This is a genomic window from Paenibacillus sp. FSL M7-0420 (assembly GCF_038002345.1).
Lineage (GTDB): Bacteria > Bacillota > Bacilli > Paenibacillales > Paenibacillaceae > Paenibacillus_AQ.
Genome location: NZ_JBBOCJ010000001.1, coordinates 4161944 through 4177159, shown reverse-complemented (window position 1 = coordinate 4177159; position 15216 = coordinate 4161944). Strand labels below are relative to the sequence as shown.

14 protein-coding genes are annotated in these 15216 nt (G+C 54.0%); 13 read left to right on the top strand and 1 reads right to left on the bottom strand.

Annotated features, from left to right (window positions below):
* The first annotated feature begins 35 nt into the window (after nt 1-35).
* From ylqF to MKX51_RS17740, 8 genes are all read left to right on the top strand, one after another.
* Complete coding sequence (gene ylqF / locus MKX51_RS17775) at nt 36-899, top strand: ribosome biogenesis GTPase YlqF (RefSeq protein ID WP_340940047.1); 864 nt, start codon at nt 36-38, stop codon at nt 897-899.
* A 366-nt stretch (nt 900-1265) separates the two neighbouring features.
* On the top strand, nt 1266-1883 hold the full coding sequence (locus MKX51_RS17770; RefSeq protein ID WP_339314898.1) for a ribonuclease HII: 618 nt from the start codon (nt 1266-1268) through the stop codon (nt 1881-1883).
* A gap of 167 nt (nt 1884-2050) precedes the next feature.
* Nucleotides 2051-4276 (top strand): DNA ligase, encoded by a 2226-nt coding sequence (locus MKX51_RS17765; protein ID WP_340993301.1) that lies wholly within the window; start codon nt 2051-2053, stop codon nt 4274-4276.
* Entirely contained in the window at nt 4273-4575 is a 303-nt protein-coding gene (locus MKX51_RS17760; RefSeq protein ID WP_036692460.1) for an EscU/YscU/HrcU family type III secretion system export apparatus switch protein, read from the top strand. The genes MKX51_RS17765 and MKX51_RS17760 overlap by 4 nt, the downstream gene beginning before the upstream one ends.
* Complete coding sequence (locus MKX51_RS17755; protein WP_340993300.1) at nt 4572-4958, top strand: YraN family protein; 387 nt, start codon at nt 4572-4574, stop codon at nt 4956-4958. Before MKX51_RS17760 ends, MKX51_RS17755 begins: the two co-directional genes overlap by 4 nt.
* A gap of 268 nt (nt 4959-5226) precedes the next feature.
* Nucleotides 5227-5508: a hypothetical protein gene (locus MKX51_RS17750; protein WP_340993299.1), complete on the top strand. Its 282-nt coding sequence runs from the start codon at nt 5227-5229 to the stop codon at nt 5506-5508.
* A 33-nt stretch (nt 5509-5541) separates the two neighbouring features.
* A complete protein-coding gene (locus MKX51_RS17745; protein ID WP_340993298.1) occupies nt 5542-6051 on the top strand; it encodes a phosphoesterase in 510 nt (169 codons plus the stop codon).
* Between the two features lie 210 nt (nt 6052-6261).
* Nucleotides 6262-7959 (top strand): YifB family Mg chelatase-like AAA ATPase, encoded by a 1698-nt coding sequence (locus tag MKX51_RS17740; protein WP_340993297.1) that lies wholly within the window; start codon nt 6262-6264, stop codon nt 7957-7959.
* Nucleotides 7960-8062: 103 nt separating this feature from the next.
* On the opposite strand, the gene MKX51_RS17735 is transcribed toward MKX51_RS17740, so the two are convergent.
* Nucleotides 8063-8491 (bottom strand): organic hydroperoxide resistance protein, encoded by a 429-nt coding sequence (locus MKX51_RS17735; protein WP_340993296.1) that lies wholly within the window; start codon nt 8489-8491, stop codon nt 8063-8065.
* A 148-nt stretch (nt 8492-8639) separates the two neighbouring features.
* Here MKX51_RS17735 and MKX51_RS17730 point away from each other — a divergent pair, with 148 nt between their 5' ends.
* The 5 genes from MKX51_RS17730 (at nt 8640) to topA (ending at nt 15211) form a co-directional block, all read left to right on the top strand.
* On the top strand, nt 8640-9110 hold the full coding sequence (locus tag MKX51_RS17730) for a MarR family winged helix-turn-helix transcriptional regulator (RefSeq protein ID WP_340940061.1): 471 nt from the start codon (nt 8640-8642) through the stop codon (nt 9108-9110).
* 412 nt (nt 9111-9522) lie between these two features.
* The gene (gene sucC, locus MKX51_RS17725) at nt 9523-10680 is read left to right on the top strand and encodes an ADP-forming succinate--CoA ligase subunit beta (protein WP_340940063.1); all 1158 of its coding nucleotides are present in this window, start codon (nt 9523-9525) and stop codon (nt 10678-10680) included.
* Between the two features lie 35 nt (nt 10681-10715).
* A complete protein-coding gene (gene sucD / locus MKX51_RS17720; RefSeq protein WP_340993295.1) occupies nt 10716-11645 on the top strand; it encodes a succinate--CoA ligase subunit alpha in 930 nt (309 codons plus the stop codon).
* A gap of 251 nt (nt 11646-11896) precedes the next feature.
* Nucleotides 11897-13015, top strand: a complete 1119-nt coding sequence (dprA, locus tag MKX51_RS17715) for a DNA-processing protein DprA (RefSeq protein ID WP_340993294.1) — start codon at nt 11897-11899, stop codon at nt 13013-13015.
* A 99-nt stretch (nt 13016-13114) separates the two neighbouring features.
* On the top strand, nt 13115-15211 hold the full coding sequence (gene topA, locus MKX51_RS17710; RefSeq protein ID WP_340993293.1) for a type I DNA topoisomerase: 2097 nt from the start codon (nt 13115-13117) through the stop codon (nt 15209-15211).
* Nucleotides 15212-15216 lie beyond the last annotated feature (5 nt).

The following is a 15216-nucleotide window of genomic DNA, read 5'->3' as shown; positions in this document are numbered from 1 at the left end:
TTTTAAGCTGACAGAAGTCAAAGGAGGTGACGGCATTGGCCATTCAATGGTTTCCTGGTCATATGACGAGGGCTAGACGGCAAATCGAGGATAAGCTGAAGCTGATTGATGTTGCAATAGAACTGCTTGATTCCCGTCTGCCGATCTCGAGCCGTAATCCGATGATTGACGATATTTTGCGGGACAAGCCAAGGCTGATTATTCTAAACAAAGCAGATCTGGCCGATCCGGAAGCTACACGCAAGTGGCTGGCTTATTTCAAGCAGCAGGGTCATGTTGCCTATCCGGTAGATGCTTCTACTGGCACCGGGATAAAAGAGATTCCCGAGCAGGTGAAGCTGCTGCTGAAGGACAAGATCGACCGGCAAATTGCCAAGGGCATGAATCCGCGTGCGATGCGGGCACTGATTGTGGGCATTCCCAACGTAGGCAAATCGACTCTCATTAACCGGATGGCTGGAAAAAATATTGCGATTACCGGTGACCGTCCGGGGGTTACCAAGGGCCAGCAATGGATTAAGACTGGCGGTAGTCTGGAACTGCTGGATACGCCGGGGATTCTCTGGCCGAAGTTCGAGGACCAGACGGTAGGCTATAAGCTGGCAGTAACCGGGGCTATTAAGGAAGAAATCCTGAATATTGAGGATATCGCTTATTATGCGGTGAAGTATCTGGTGAAGGATTACGGAAGCCGGTTCCAGGAACGCTTCGATATCAATAAGCTGCCGGAGGACTTAGAGAACCCGGACGAAATCGTGGCCGTTATGGAAGCAGTCGGGCGTAAGCGCGGTTGTCTGATGAGCGGCGGCCGGGTGGATCTGGAGAAGGCTTCACGCGCGCTGCTGCATGAGCTTCGTGCAGGGAAGCTTGGACGTTTCACGCTGGAGACACCTGAATAGTAGAATGTAGTATGGAATGGAAGAGCCATCCGTGAATGAGGGGTGGCTCTTTTTTGCGTGTAGGCGGGGAATGGGGCGGCGTAGCAAAAGTGTTGTATGAAATGCAGGAATGTCCTCGTTAAGGCAGCTTGTGGGAAGAGAAATGATGTTATTCATACAACTTTTTTGGATTTGCGCAGTATTAATGAAGGGATTGTTGTATTCAGTGCAGAATTTTAAAATTCTGAGACTGGGATTGGATGGAAATGAGCGCAAGTTCGAAGTTCTTATGGAACTCGCATTCTGTCATTTATTCGTAGGAAGATCATAGATGTAGGGTTACTTTAATTTTAATGGGCAGGTGGAGAGACAGTGAGTGAGATAGATATGCTTGGCTATGAAAAAGAAGGCTGGGGACAATCCTTCCGTCACATCGCAGGTGTGGATGAAGTGGGGCGGGGCTGTTTGTTCGGAGATGTGGTGGCCGCAGCGGTGATTTTGCCGGCGGGGCTGATTATTGAGGGTGTGGATGACTCGAAGAAGCTGACGGCCAAAAAGCGGGATGCTCTGTATGAGACCATTATGGAGCAGGCGCTGGCGGTAAGCTTAGGGCATGTGGAGGCGGCGGTAATCGATGAAATTAACATTAAGCAGGCTTCGCGTCTGGCGATGCGCCTGGCGGTAGAAGGATTAAGCCAGCAGCCGGACTATATGCTGATTGATGCGGAGAAGGTGGACCTGCCCTTGCCGCAGCGTGCCATCATTAAAGGGGATGCCAACAGCCAGTCGATTGCTGCCGCATCCATTGTAGCCAAGGTGACACGTGACCGGCTCTGTGAGGGCTTGTGGGAGGAATTATACCCGGATTACGGGATCAAAGTACATAAAGGATACGCGACAAAGCTGCACCGTGAACAGATCAAGGCACTGGGTGTAACTCCGATGCACCGGCGCAGCTTCATCGGCAATATTCTTGCCGAGCAGGAACAGTTGTCTTTATTCTAAAAATATAAGAATGTATAGTTTCACATCTACATTATCCTTCTATTTCTCGCTGAAACGGTGCCGTCCTCTAAAAGGATGGCATAGCAGTTTCCACTTGGCGTATCATCCCGATAATCACAAACGAAGACGAAATACCGATATAAATAGAAAGAAGGGAGGCGGACAACATGAACATCGGATCACTGGTTCGCGGTTTGCTTGGCGACAGCAAGGCGGGGGAGGCCAAATCTGTAGAGCTTAAGGAAGGTCAGGTTGTTCGCGGCGTTGTGCTAAGCGTATCCGATTCCGGAAAAGAAGCTGTGGTGCAGATTCAGGGAACGCCGGTACGGGCTGAACTGGAAACACCGCTGGCAGCCGGTCAGACGTTGAACCTGCAGGTGGGTGCACCAGGAGAAGGCGGCTTGCCGGTGCTTAAGCCGGTCTCTCTGGGGGAGGCGGCTATGGTCTCGCCGCAGAGTATGGGCGAAGCGCTGGAGTCGCTTGGACTTGCCAATTCCAAGGCGGGACGGGAGATTGTTCAAGCGATGCAAGCCGGAGGGCTGGCCTTCACCAAGGAGACTGCAGCGAAGCTGGATGCAGTCATGAATGCCAAGCCTCCAGGTGTCCCTGCTTCAGAGTGGCTGGAGGCGGCTGTAATCTCAGTGAAGCGCGGCTTGCCTGTAACGGCTGAGACGGTGAAAGGGCTACAGCAGGCTGTATTCGGACCGAAGCTGCATGATCTGCTGGCGAAGCTGGAGACTGCGCTGAACGTTTGGGTGCAGCAAGGAGCGGACGGCGACGGATCAGGTCAAGGAGCGGGGAATAGCAGACCTGCGGGAGGGCTGCTGACAGGCGGAGCGAATGCCGGTCTGGCTGTTAATACTCCAGCAGCCGGTGCTCTTCCGGGAGGAGCTGCCGGGGTGAATACTCAGGCAGGAGTAACCGGTAATGGGGGTACTTCGCAGGCTGCTGGCAGTGCCAATGGACAAGCTGCATTAGTACCGGCGGGAGATGCGGAGCCGGCAGGAAGCGGGAATGCGGCGGGAGTGCGAGATGGCGCAGGGAATACGGCTGGATCGGGTGCTGTAGCGGGAACGCGTGGTGAAGGAGCGGGGAACGCGGCAGGAACGCGCGAAGGTGCGGGTAACGCAGCTGGAGTGCGAGAAGGTGCGGGTGCTGTAGCGGGAACGCGTGGTGAAGGAGCGGGGAACGCGGCAGGGGCGCGTGAAGGAGCGGGTGCTGTAGCGGGAACGCGTGGTGAAGGAGCGGGAATTGCAGCTGGAGCACGCGAAGGAGCGGGGAACACAGCTGGAGCGCGCGAAGGTGCGGGTGCTGTAGCGGGAACGCGTGGTGAAGGAGCGGGGAACGCGGTTGGAGCGCGTGACGGCGCGGGAAGCGTGGCTGGAGCGCGTGAGGGTGCGGGGAACGCAGCTGGAGTGCGAGAAAGCGCAGGAAACGCGGCAGGGGCGCGCGAAGGTGCGGGAATCGCAGCTGGAGTGCGAGAAAGCACAGGGAACGCGGCAGGAACGCGTGAAGGTGCGGGAATCGCAGCTGGGGTGCGTGAGGGCGCTGGTGTTGCCGCGCAGGCGCAGAGCGCTGCGGGGCCTGCCCTGCTCGCGAAGCTGCAGGGCGTGCTCTCCGAGCTGCGCGGCACTCTGCCGCAGCTCGCCGAAGCGCCGCCCGCCTCCGGCGCGGCGGGCGGCAGTGCAGCCCCTGCGGCTGCGCCGCCGCAGGGGGAACCCGCTGCCACCCAGGGGACAGACCCCTGGGTGGGGCGGATCTTGAAGCTGCTCGGTGCGGAGCACGAGCAGCAGATCCTGCGCGGCGGCGGGGCGCACACCGCCGCCGCGCAGGCAGCGTCCGGCGGCGCAGAAGATGCCGCCGGTACGCTCAAGGGCGTGCTGCTGCAGGTACTGGGCAGCAGCGAGACCCCGCCCGCGGTGAAGGAAGCCGCGGGCCAGCTGGTGCAGCAGCTGACAGGCCAGCAGCTGCTGCTGAATACAGACCGCACCGCGCCGTTCGCGCAGGTGACGATGTTCCTGCCGCTGCATGGTCCGGATGGACGGGAGACGGCCTCCGTCCAGATCCAGTCGCGGCGCGGCAGCAAAGGGGAACTCGACGCGGCGAATTGCCGCTTGTGGTTCGATTTGGACATGAAGCAGCTCGGCCAGACGATGGTCGATGTACAGGTGGTCGACCGCATCGTCAGCCTGAAGCTGCATAACGATGAACCATGGGTACTGGAGCTGCTGGAGGGCCGCCGCGAGGAGATGAAAACGGCGGTAGAAGGCATAGGTTATCAGCTGTCCAGCATGCGTACGGAGGCATTGCCGGAACGGAGTGTGGCCGCTGCTGCGGTGAAGCCGTCCGATTATGCTCCTCAGGAGTACAAAGGAGTGGATTACCGCATATGAGTGAGTCTGAGCAGAAGGTTCCGCAGAACCTCAAGAAGGCAGTGGCGCTCAAATATATTCCGGGCCAGAGCGAAGCGCCGGTGGTTGTCGCTAAGGGGCAGGGCTCGGTTGCAGACATCATCCTGCAAAAGGCAAAGGAAAACGGAGTAGCGGTGCAGGAGGATGCGGCGTTGGTAGAGGTGCTGTCGAAGCTGGATCTCGACCAGCAGATTCCGCCTCAGCTCTATCAGCTGGTGGCTGAAATTCTCAGCTATGTATACCAGAGTGACCGGACAGCTGGTGAACGGAGACAGAAGTGAGCCATAACGGAGACGGCAGAACCTACACCCGTCAGGAGAAAGGCGCTGCTGCCGAGCAGGCGGCCCGAATGTATCTGACTTCGCGGGGCTACCTCATCCGGGATTATAACTGGCGCTGCCGCAGCGGAGAGCTGGATATTATCGCGGAGTATGAAGGCGCTCTGGTCTTCATTGAGGTGCGCAGCCGGAGCGGCTCAGCCGTGCAGGGCACTGCGGAGGAATCGGTTGATGCACGCAAAATCCGTCAGGTGAGAGAGACAGCCCGGGTCTACCTGCACATGCAGGGACTGCAGCCGGCTGCAATTGCCTTCGATGTGATCGCTGTACAGCTTCAGCCGGATTTAAGCATCGCCTCCCTGCGCCATCTCCGGGAAGCCTTTTAGCTGTCTCTGTTTTGCAAAAACAGGTTAGAATTTAACAATTATCCTTGACAGATGCCGGACTTCATGGGTCATTTCTCAAAAGAAGTGGGTAAACATTAGTGTAACTTTTAATGCCACCATGAGGAGGGCTGCCGGAATGAGGAATCAATCAATGAATATACAGGTAAGCTTTACTTGCCAAAATTGTGAGCATAATATAGTAGCGGAACTTGGCGCAGAGCCCTTATCCGTTGTATGCTGCAGTAATTGTAATAAGACATTCACCGTTATGCGGCCTGCAATAGCGGAAGAGATATTGATTGACTGGGAGAATGAAGCGTTATTCCACAAGATGCGTGCTGAGAAAACCCAAGACAGCAACAGCAGCCTCTTGTCACTGGTCATCAATGTGATTGAGCTGCTGACCTGGCGCGACAAGGGTAACGGGCAAGTGGAGGCCATTAAGGAAATGCGCAAATGGCTGATCGAGCATGAGGAAGGTCCGCCGGTGGCGGAATTAATACAAATGGATGTGAACCGGCGCAGAGCCAAACGGAAGTGGAATGAATAAGCAACAGGCACTTAGCGAAAGCGGGGAGCGATCTTGTCCAACGAATTTTTTACCTCAGATCATCATTTTGGCCACAAGCAGATCATTGATTTTGAATCGCGGCCTTTTGCCAGTGCGGAAGAGATGGACAAGGTGATGGTTGCGAACTGGAATGCAGTCGTAAGAGAGGAAGACAAGATTTTTCATCTGGGGGACTTTTCTTTCAGGAATCAAGAGGAGACACGGAGCATTGTGGCTGCCCTGAACGGGTACAAAATACTGATTCTTGGCAATCATGACCGTGGACGCGGACGGGGATGGTGGCTGGAAGCCGGATTTGATGAGGTCAGTGAGTATCCGCTGATATACAAGGAGTTTTTTCTGCTCTCGCATGAGCCGATGTATATGAACAAGCATATGCCTTACGTGAATGTGCACGGTCATATTCATGGACAGAAATATGAGGGCAATCATCACTTTAATATTTGTGTGGAGCACTGGAATTACACCCCGCTGTCCTTTGAACAGATAAGGGATTCGGTGGTAGCCAGTGAAGAAGGCTGAATAAAATGATTCTTTGGTCGTAGTTGCATATTTATGCAAGACGATTGAAAACCGATTTTTATGCAGCGCTATATGCGCAATAACCTTGCATGTTGTGTAGGGTTTTAGGTATACTGAGTGTAATTGAGCTTACGGAAAAAGAGGAAGCACCTTTTTTCCTGGAAACGAACGCCCGTTGCGGGTGTATTTCTGGAGAAGAGGTGCTTATTTGTGTACGGAAAAATGCATAGTGCATGCCTGTATGGCATTGAAGGTGTAATGATCGGAGTGGAGGTGGATCTGGCTAACGGCTTGCCGCAGACCCATATTATCGGCCTGCCGGATTCGGCAGTCAGGGAAGCGGTGGAGCGGGTACGGTCCGCCGTCAAGAATTGCGGTTACAGCTATCCCCAACAGCGGGTGACGATTAATCTGGCCCCGGCGGACCTGCGCAAGGAGGGCTCGGCATTTGATCTGGCGATTGCCCTGGGGATACTGACGACCAGCGGCCAGCTTGTTATGCCGGAAGCCGGGCAGATGCTGCTGATTGGTGAGCTTGCGCTCGATGGAAGTCTGCGGCCGGTAAATGGGGTGTTATCCATGGCCCAGGCTGCGCGGCAGGCCGGGATTCATGCTGTTCTGGTGCCGCCCGGCAATGCGGCTGAAGCTGCATTAATCGCGGGAATGAAGGTGTACACTGCCGGGCATTTGCGGGAGCTGCCTCAGCCCGGTCAGCTTCCTTCGCCGAATCCGGTTGAACAGTCTGAAGCAGCCGGATCAGACTTGCCCTTGCCGCAGGCTGATTTGCCGTTTCCGGTATCTGTATCTGTGAGTGCTGAAGCGTCCTCCAGGAAGCGTCCGCCCGTTCTGGCGTTGTCCCTGGACCATTTGAGATACCATTCTGAGCCAGCGGAGAATATTCCCTCCCTGCTTGGGATGAAGCAGCTTATGAATGAAGATTACAGCGATGTTATCGGCCAGAATCATGTGAAGCGTGCCCTTACGATTGCGGCAGCGGGAATGCACAATATTATTCTGATCGGCCCTCCAGGTACGGGCAAGACGATGCTGATTAAGCGGTTACCCGGAATTCTTCCCGATCTTAACGATCAAGAATCGCTTGAGGTGATGAAGATATTCAGTGCTGCCGGGAAGCTTAGGGACGGTGGAGGCGGCTTGCTGCGCGAGCGCCCGTTTCGTTCACCGCATCATACCATCTCGGCAGCCGGATTGATCGGCGGGGGAGGAATTCCGAAGCCGGGGGAGGTGAGTCTCGCGCACCGCGGCATTCTCTTCCTGGACGAGCTGCCCGAGTTCTCCCGGACCGTGCTTGAAGTGCTCCGCCAGCCGCTGGAGGATGGGATTGTCACCATCAGCCGGGCGCGGGCATCCTTCACTTTTCCTGCCCAGTTCCTGCTCGCTTGCTCCATGAATCCCTGCATGTGCGGGTTTCTGGGCAATGGCAGTACAGAGCAGCGGTGCAGCTGCAGTCCGGCCAAAATCGCCCAGTACCGGGGCAAAATCTCGGGCCCGCTGCTGGACCGGATGGATATGCAGGTTGATGTGCCGCGTCCAAGAGCAGGCGACAGGAGTGTACCTCCGGTCTCGACGGCACAGATGCGTTCTGAGGTTCTGCGGGCTCAGGCGATTCAGGCGGAGCGATATAAGACTCTGCCGATTTCCTGGAACAGCGAGCTGTCCGGGGCGGCGCTTCGCCGTTATGCTGCACTGCGGCCGGAAGAGGAGATGCTGCTCAGCAGTATTCTCGAGAGTCTCGGACTCAGCATGCGGGCGCATGACCGGATTATTAAGCTGGCCCGCACGATTGCCGATCTGGAAGCAGCGGAGGAGATTGGCGCTGCCCATCTGGCCGAAGCGGTCCAATACCGCAATCTGGACAGGCAGGTCATGGTGGAGGAGGAAGCCTGACACGCCAAAACCCCCGTCCGGGGCCGCCGGACAGGGGTTGGATGCTGAAACGGTACTATCCTTAAAAAGGACGGCAATGCCGTTTCTACTTGTGAAGCTATTCTTACAGCACGTTCAATTCTACTTCGATGTTACCACGGGTAGCACGGGAGTAAGGACATGCGCCATGAGCTTCTTGTACCAGCCGTTCAGCGGTCTCACGGTCAACACCCTTGACCAGAACATCCATCTTCACGGCAATACCGAAGCCGCCGTCTTCCACTTTACCGAAGCTGACGGTAGCCGTTACTTCAGAGCCTTCGATCTTTACCTTGCCTATACGTGCAACCATGTTCAGCGCGCTGTCGAAGCAAGCGGAATATCCGGCTGCGAACAGCTGCTCAGGATTCGTGCCTTCACCGCCGGCGCCGCCCATTTCTCGTGGTGTGCTGATCGCAAGATTCAGCTTCGGGCTGTCGGATTCGATAGAACCCTGTCTGCCGCCTACGGCTTTTACTGTTGTTTCGTACATTTTCTGTTGGATGGTCATCATATTAAATCGCTCCCGTTCGTTTTCAAATTGTATTGTACACAACTTAATTTAACACAATTAAAATAAAAGTCAATCTATTTCCCGCTATTAACATGATATTATGGATGAATTGTGATAAACTAATGTCACAAAGGCAGGTGAAGAAGAAATGCAAAAAGAATCCACTACAACCCCTGAGCTTATGCTGGAGAACCAGCTTTGCTTTACGATTTATGCCTGTTCACGTGAATTTACGAAGCTATACCAGCCTCATCTGGATAAGATCGGATTAACGTATTCGCAGTATCTGGTTATGCTGGTCCTGTGGGAGAGACAGCAATGTACAGTCAAGGAGCTGGGTGAAGCTCTGTTCCTCGATTCAGGCACACTGACTCCGCTGCTCAAGCGGCTGCAGGCTGCAGGACTAATTTTGCGTGAACGTTCTTTGCAGGATGAGCGGAAGGTGCTGATATCATTAACACCCCAAGGCTTGTCGCTGCAGCAGAATGCTATGGACATTCCCGGCAAAATGGTAGAAGGTACGAAGCTCTCCCCGGTAGAGTTCATAGATTTGCTGGGACAGTTCAAAAATCTCTTGGACCGGGTGCACGAAGCTAACATTAGCAATTCGAAATCGTAGTCTCACTCACATATAAGGGTATAGGTTTCGCCGTCCTGAATAAGGGCGGTAAAGCCGTTTCAGCATGGATGTCAATGCAATCGTTCGCATTCCGGCATGAAACCGAGCGAAAATGTATGTATAAATAGTGAAAGTTTTTAAGGAAAGCGTTTTTAAAACATGTTACAATATTCTGGGTTTCACATTCTGGCATATAGGTAATTATAGATATCACTATGTGATAGGAACTATATGCTACTGGCAGAGGACCGTACCGTTTGCAGCATATGCTTCAGGCGCAGGCGCTCTGCTTGTACCGGGATATTGCCGGTTAACAACCGGTCTGGACCCGGCTTTGGACAATCAAAACGGAATGCGGAATGACTGCAGGCTGCCTGCACAGGTCACCGCAACACTTTAGGAGGCTTCCGGAATGAATATCCACGAGTATCAGGGAAAAGAAGTACTTAAGAAGTATGGCGTAGCCGTACCGAACGGAAAAGTTGCTTATACAGTGGACGAAGCAGTGGAAGCTGCCGCAGCGCTGGGTACACCTGTGGTTGTAGTCAAAGCGCAGATTCATGCTGGCGGACGCGGCAAAGCCGGCGGCGTCAAGGTGGCGAAGAACAGTGATGAGGTCCGCAGCTTTGCGTCCGAGATCCTCGGCAAGACACTGGTGACCCATCAGACGGGACCCGAGGGCAAGGTAGTGAAACGGCTGCTGATTGAAGAAGGCTGTCAGATTGTCAAAGAATATTATATCGGTCTGGTTGTGGACCGCGCTTCCGGACGGGTCGTCATGATGGCATCCGAAGAGGGCGGTACGGAGATTGAAGAGGTGGCGGCTACACATCCCGAGAAGATTTTCAAGGAAATCGTTGATCCGGCGGTGGGACTTCAGACCTTCCAGGCGCGTAAGCTGGCTTACAGCATTGCCATTCCTCCCGAACTGGTGAACAAAGCGGTCAAGTTCATGCAAGCGCTATATCTGGCTTTTGTGGATAAAGATTGCTCAATTGCGGAGATCAACCCGCTGGTCGTTACTGCAGACGGTAATGTGATGGCGCTTGATGCCAAGCTTAACTTCGATTCCAACAGTCTGTTCCGCCACAAGGATATCCTGGAGCTGCGTGATCTGGACGAAGAGGATGCCAAAGAAATCGAAGCGTCCAAATTCGACCTCAGCTACATCGCACTTGACGGCAACATCGGCTGTATGGTGAACGGGGCGGGCCTGGCGATGGCGACTATGGACATCATTAAATATTATGGCGGCGAACCGGCCAACTTCCTGGATGTAGGGGGCGGTGCGACGACTGAGAAGGTAACGGAGGCTTTCAAAATCATCCTGTCCGATGACAAGGTGAACGGTATTTTTGTTAATATTTTCGGCGGTATTATGCGTTGTGATGTCATCGCTACCGGTGTAGTCGAAGCGGCAAGACAGCTTGGCTTAACCAAGCCGCTGGTCGTACGTCTTGAGGGCACGAATGTGGCACTGGGCAAGGAGATTCTCGCCGGCTCCGGACTGAATATCGTTGCTGCTGATTCCATGGCGGACGGTGCCCGCAAAATCGTTGCTCTGGTGTAATATTCGACAATAAAAGTGAGGATGTGACCTATCGCATGAGCATTCTTGTAGATAAAAATACGAAAGTCATTACCCAGGGAATTACCGGCGCTACGGGTTTATTTCATACAAAAGGTGCGCTGGACTACGGAACACAGATGGTTGGCGGTGTAACTCCGGGCAAGGGGGGGACTACGGTTCAGATTACCCTGGACAACGCTACCGAGAAGAGTCTGCCTGTCTTCGACACGGTTGTTGCCGCCAAAGCAGCCACTGGTGCAACTGCAAGTGTCATTTACGTACCGCCTGCTTTTGCCGCAGATTCGATTATGGAAGCGGTGGATGCGGAGATGGACCTGGTCATTTGTATCACAGAAGGCATTCCGGTGCTTGATATGGTCAAAGTGTCCAGATACATGGAGGGCCGCTCCACGGTGCTGATCGGTCCCAACTGTCCGGGTGTCATCACACCTGGAGAATGCAAAATCGGCATTATGCCGGGTTATATTCATAAGCCGGGGTATGTCGGTGTAGTCTCCCGAAGCGGAACCTTGACCTATGAGGCCGTACATCAGCTGACGGAGCGCGGAATCGGCCAATCCTCAGCGGTAGGCATCGGGGGCGACCCGGTGAAGGGCTCGGAGTTTATCGACATCCTGAAGCTTTTCAATGAAGACCCGGGCACCAAGGCTGTCATTATGATCGGTGAGATCGGCGGGACGGCGGAGGAAGAAGCTGCGCTGTGGATCAAAGAGAACATGACCAAGCCTGTAGTGGGCTTCATCGGCGGGGTTACGGCACCTCCAGGCAAACGGATGGGCCATGCGGGAGCAATCATTTCAGGCGGTAAAGGGACGGCGAGCGAGAAGATCGCTGTGCTGGAGTCCTGCGGCATTAAGGTAGCTCCAACACCTGCTGAAATGGGCTCTACTCTTGTCAGCGTGCTTGAGGAACGCGGCATCCTGAATGCCTTCACGACCCACTAGAGCGCTTCTTACGCTAGTTCGAAATGTTATGGGGTCCCCGCAAAGTACCTGAGTTATCATCGAAGCAAAATCTACACTTTGTGGGGTTGTTTTGTCACAGCTTTTCCTGCTGAAGCAGGTATAATGTATATCGAAGGTAAGCAACCTTTTGTCCCGGATAACGCGGATGAAAGGTTGCTTTTTTTGGTTTAAGACAATTTTGTTTAAGACAATATGGAAGGCTGGACCTTCCGCACGGGGAGAGAATACATATGGAAATTCGGGAGCTGTTGTTCGGTCTGCATGAGATGGAGGGGATTGGCTGGAAAAGTATCGACAAGATCCGCCGGGCGGGTCTTTTGACGAATGCTGTCTTCTCCTGTTCTGCTGAGGAGTGGGAGCGGGCTGGAATCAGCGGTGTAATATCCGCCCGGCTGGCGGCAGACTTCAACGAAGCATGGGTGCTCAAGCGCCTCTCTTTAATGGAAGAAAGCGGTGTAGCGATGGTCACTATTCTGGATGATCACTACCCTGTACAGCTGAGGGAAACCCCTCAGCCGCCTTGGGTATTGTATTACCGAGGCCGTCTGGAGCTGGCTTCCCGTCCCTCTGTTGCTATGGTGGGGACCCGGGTGCCTACCGCTTATGGACGCAAGGTGGGGGAGATGCTGGCGGGACAGCTAAGTGCAGCCGGTCTCACGGTTGTAAGCGGCCTGGCGAGGGGGATTGACAGTGTCTGTCATGAAGCGGCGCTAGGCGGAGCAGGAGGGACCATTGCGGTGGTGGCAACCGGATTGGATAAGGTCTATCCTCCGGATAACCGTGAACTGGAGCGGCAGATTTCGCGGAACGGGCTGGTGCTTAGCGAATATCCTATCGGAACTCCGAGTCATCCCGGGTTATTCCCGCAGCGCAACCGGATTATCGCCGGCTTGACGCTGGGAACACTGGTGGTGGAGGCAGACAGCCGCAGCGGGTCCCTGATCACCGCCGATGCTGCGCTTGAAGCAGGCCGGGATGTGTTTGCCGTGCCGGGGCCGCTGACCTCTCCCAAGAGCAGAGGGGCACTGGAGCTAATTAAGCAAGGTGCGAAGCTGGTAACCTGCGCCTCAGATATTGTGGAAGAATACGTCTCCTGCCTGCCTTCCAAGGGGGCTGCATCTGCTTCAGCAGGAGCAGTAGAGCAGGAGAGTCCAGCCGGTCTGATGGAAAAGAAATTGACAAGTGAGGAGCTGCACCTTTACCATATACTGCATCAAGGCCCGTTTACACTCGATGAGCTGCTCGCGTCAACGAGGTGGGATTTTGGACATTTGCATTCAGTTCTGTTATCTTTAATCATAAAAAAAGCGGTAACACAATTACCGGGTGCAATTTATAAGGTAATTTAATATAGAAGTAACTGTGGTAAGCATAGACTTCCTGGTACAGCCGGGTCCGAGGACTGGTTCAGGAGGTGATCTGCTTACGAACTTTTGGGAGGAAAACCTATGGCAGATGCGTTGGTTATTGTAGAATCACCATCAAAAGCGAAAACGATTGGTAAATATCTGGGCAGCAAATATATTGTTAAGGCATCAATGGGGCATATCATAGATTTGCCAAAAAGTCAGATCGGTGTGGATGTGGAGAATCAGTTCAATCCCAAATATATAACGATCCGCGGCAAGGGCTCTATCTTGAAGGAACTTAAGGATGCCAGCAAAAAAGTGAAAAAAGTCTATCTCGCAGCTGACCCGGACCGCGAAGGGGAAGCTATTGCCTGGCATTTGGCAAATGCGCTGAATTTGGACAACACACAGGAATGCCGTGTGGTCTTCAATGAAATTACCAAGCAGGCGGTGAAGGATGCCTTCAAGACACCGCGCAAGATTAATATGGATCTGGTGAACGCCCAGCAGGCGCGGCGGATTCTGGACCGGCTTGTCGGTTACAAGATTAGCCCTCTATTATGGAAGAAAGTCAAAAAAGGCCTCTCCGCCGGACGGGTACAATCGGTAGCGGTCAAGATTGTTATGGACCGGGAGAATGAAATTTCTGAATTCATTCCTACAGAATACTGGAGCATTACTGCCCGGCTAGCGATTCGGGATTCTGAATTCGAAGCCAAGTTCCACCGGCTGAACGGCGAGAAGAAGGAACTGGGTCAAGAGAGCGATGTGCAGGAAGTGCTGGAAGCGATTAAGAACGCGGCCTTCCAGGTCAAAGAAGTGAAAGAGAAGGAGAGACAGCGGCATCCATCCGCTCCGTTCACGACAAGCTCACTGCAGCAGGAGGCTGCCCGTAAGCTGGGCTTCCGCGCGTCCAAGACGATGTCTGTTGCACAGCAGCTCTATGAGGGAGTGGAGCTGGGCAAGGAAGGCACTGTCGGGTTAATCACTTATATGCGTACAGATTCCACGCGTATATCCACTACGGCCCAGGATGAAGCCAAGGAGCTGATCCAATCCAAATACGGTGAGAAGTTCATTCCCGAGACGCCGCGTCAATATTCCAAGAAGGCTGCGGGCGCCCAGGACGCGCATGAAGCGATCCGTCCGACCTCTGCACTGCGTGAGCCGGATACGGTCAAGGAATTCATGAGCCGTGATCAATTCCGGTTGTATAAGCTGGTATGGGAGCGTTTTGTGTCCAGTCAGATGTCTTCCGCGCTGCTGGATACGTTGTCGGTAGATATTACAGCCGGTACAGCGATATTCAGAGCGGTAGGGTCCAAGGTCTCGTTCCCGGGCTTCATGAAGGTGTATGTGGAAGGGAATGACGACGGCACAACAGACGAAGAGAAGTTCCTGCCGCAGCTGAAGGCGGGCGATGAGCTGGAGAAGCGCGAGATTGAGCCGAAGCAGCATTTCACCCAGCCGCCGCCAAGATATACAGAAGCCCGTCTCGTCAAGACGCTTGAGGAACTGGGTATAGGCCGTCCAAGTACGTATGCTCCGACCCTGGAGACGATCCAGAAGCGCGGGTATGTGGCGATTGAAGAGAAGAAGTTCATGCCGACTGAGCTTGGAGAACTAATCATAGAGCAAATGGAAGAGTTCTTCCCGGAAATTCTCAATGTGGAATTCACCGCCCATATGGAAGGGGACCTTGACCATGTGGAGGAAGGTGCGGAGGATTGGGTGAAGGTGCTGGCCCAGTTCTATGAATCCTTTGAGAAAAGACTCCTATATGCGGAAGAAGAAATGAAGGAAATCGAGATTGAAGATGAAGTCTCCGATGAGCTGTGTGAGAAATGCGGCAAGCCGATGGTCTATAAGCTGGGCCGGTTCGGCAAATTCCTGGCCTGCTCCGGATTTCCGGAATGCCGCAACACCAAGCCGATCATTAAGGATATCGGTGTAAGCTGTCCGAAATGCCATGAAGGCAAGGTAGTGGAGCGGCGCAGCAAGAAGGGGCGTGTCTTCTACGGCTGCGACCAATATCCGGGCTGTGACTTTGTCTCCTGGGATAAGCCGTCAGTGAAGCCATGTCCGGCTTGCGGCTCCTGGATGATAGAGAAGCGCAACAAGCAGGGAACCAAGCTGCAGTGCACTTTATGTGATCATACAGAGGCTGTAATCGAAAGCGATGAGTTAGCAGAATAATAGGG

What these genes read in the sequence shown, in the direction of transcription:
- MKX51_RS17770 (WP_339314898.1), top strand. Translation starts at nt 1,266, where the DNA reads ATGCTTGGCTATGAAAAAGAAGGCTGGGGACAATCCTTCCGTCACATC.
- MKX51_RS17765 (WP_340993301.1), top strand. Translation starts at nt 2,051, where the DNA reads ATGAACATCGGATCACTGGTTCGCGGTTTGCTTGGCGACAGCAAGGCG.
- MKX51_RS17760 (WP_036692460.1), top strand. Translation starts at nt 4,273, where the DNA reads ATGAGTGAGTCTGAGCAGAAGGTTCCGCAGAACCTCAAGAAGGCAGTG.
- MKX51_RS17750 (WP_340993299.1), top strand. Translation starts at nt 5,227, where the DNA reads ATGCGGCCTGCAATAGCGGAAGAGATATTGATTGACTGGGAGAATGAA.
- MKX51_RS17735 (WP_340993296.1), bottom strand. Translation starts at nt 8,491, where the DNA reads ATGATGACCATCCAACAGAAAATGTACGAAACAACAGTAAAAGCCGTA.
- MKX51_RS17730 (WP_340940061.1), top strand. Translation starts at nt 8,640, where the DNA reads ATGCAAAAAGAATCCACTACAACCCCTGAGCTTATGCTGGAGAACCAG.
- sucC (WP_340940063.1), top strand. Translation starts at nt 9,523, where the DNA reads ATGAATATCCACGAGTATCAGGGAAAAGAAGTACTTAAGAAGTATGGC.
- sucD (WP_340993295.1), top strand. Translation starts at nt 10,716, where the DNA reads ATGAGCATTCTTGTAGATAAAAATACGAAAGTCATTACCCAGGGAATT.
- dprA (WP_340993294.1), top strand. Translation starts at nt 11,897, where the DNA reads ATGGAAATTCGGGAGCTGTTGTTCGGTCTGCATGAGATGGAGGGGATT.
- topA (WP_340993293.1), top strand. Translation starts at nt 13,115, where the DNA reads ATGGCAGATGCGTTGGTTATTGTAGAATCACCATCAAAAGCGAAAACG.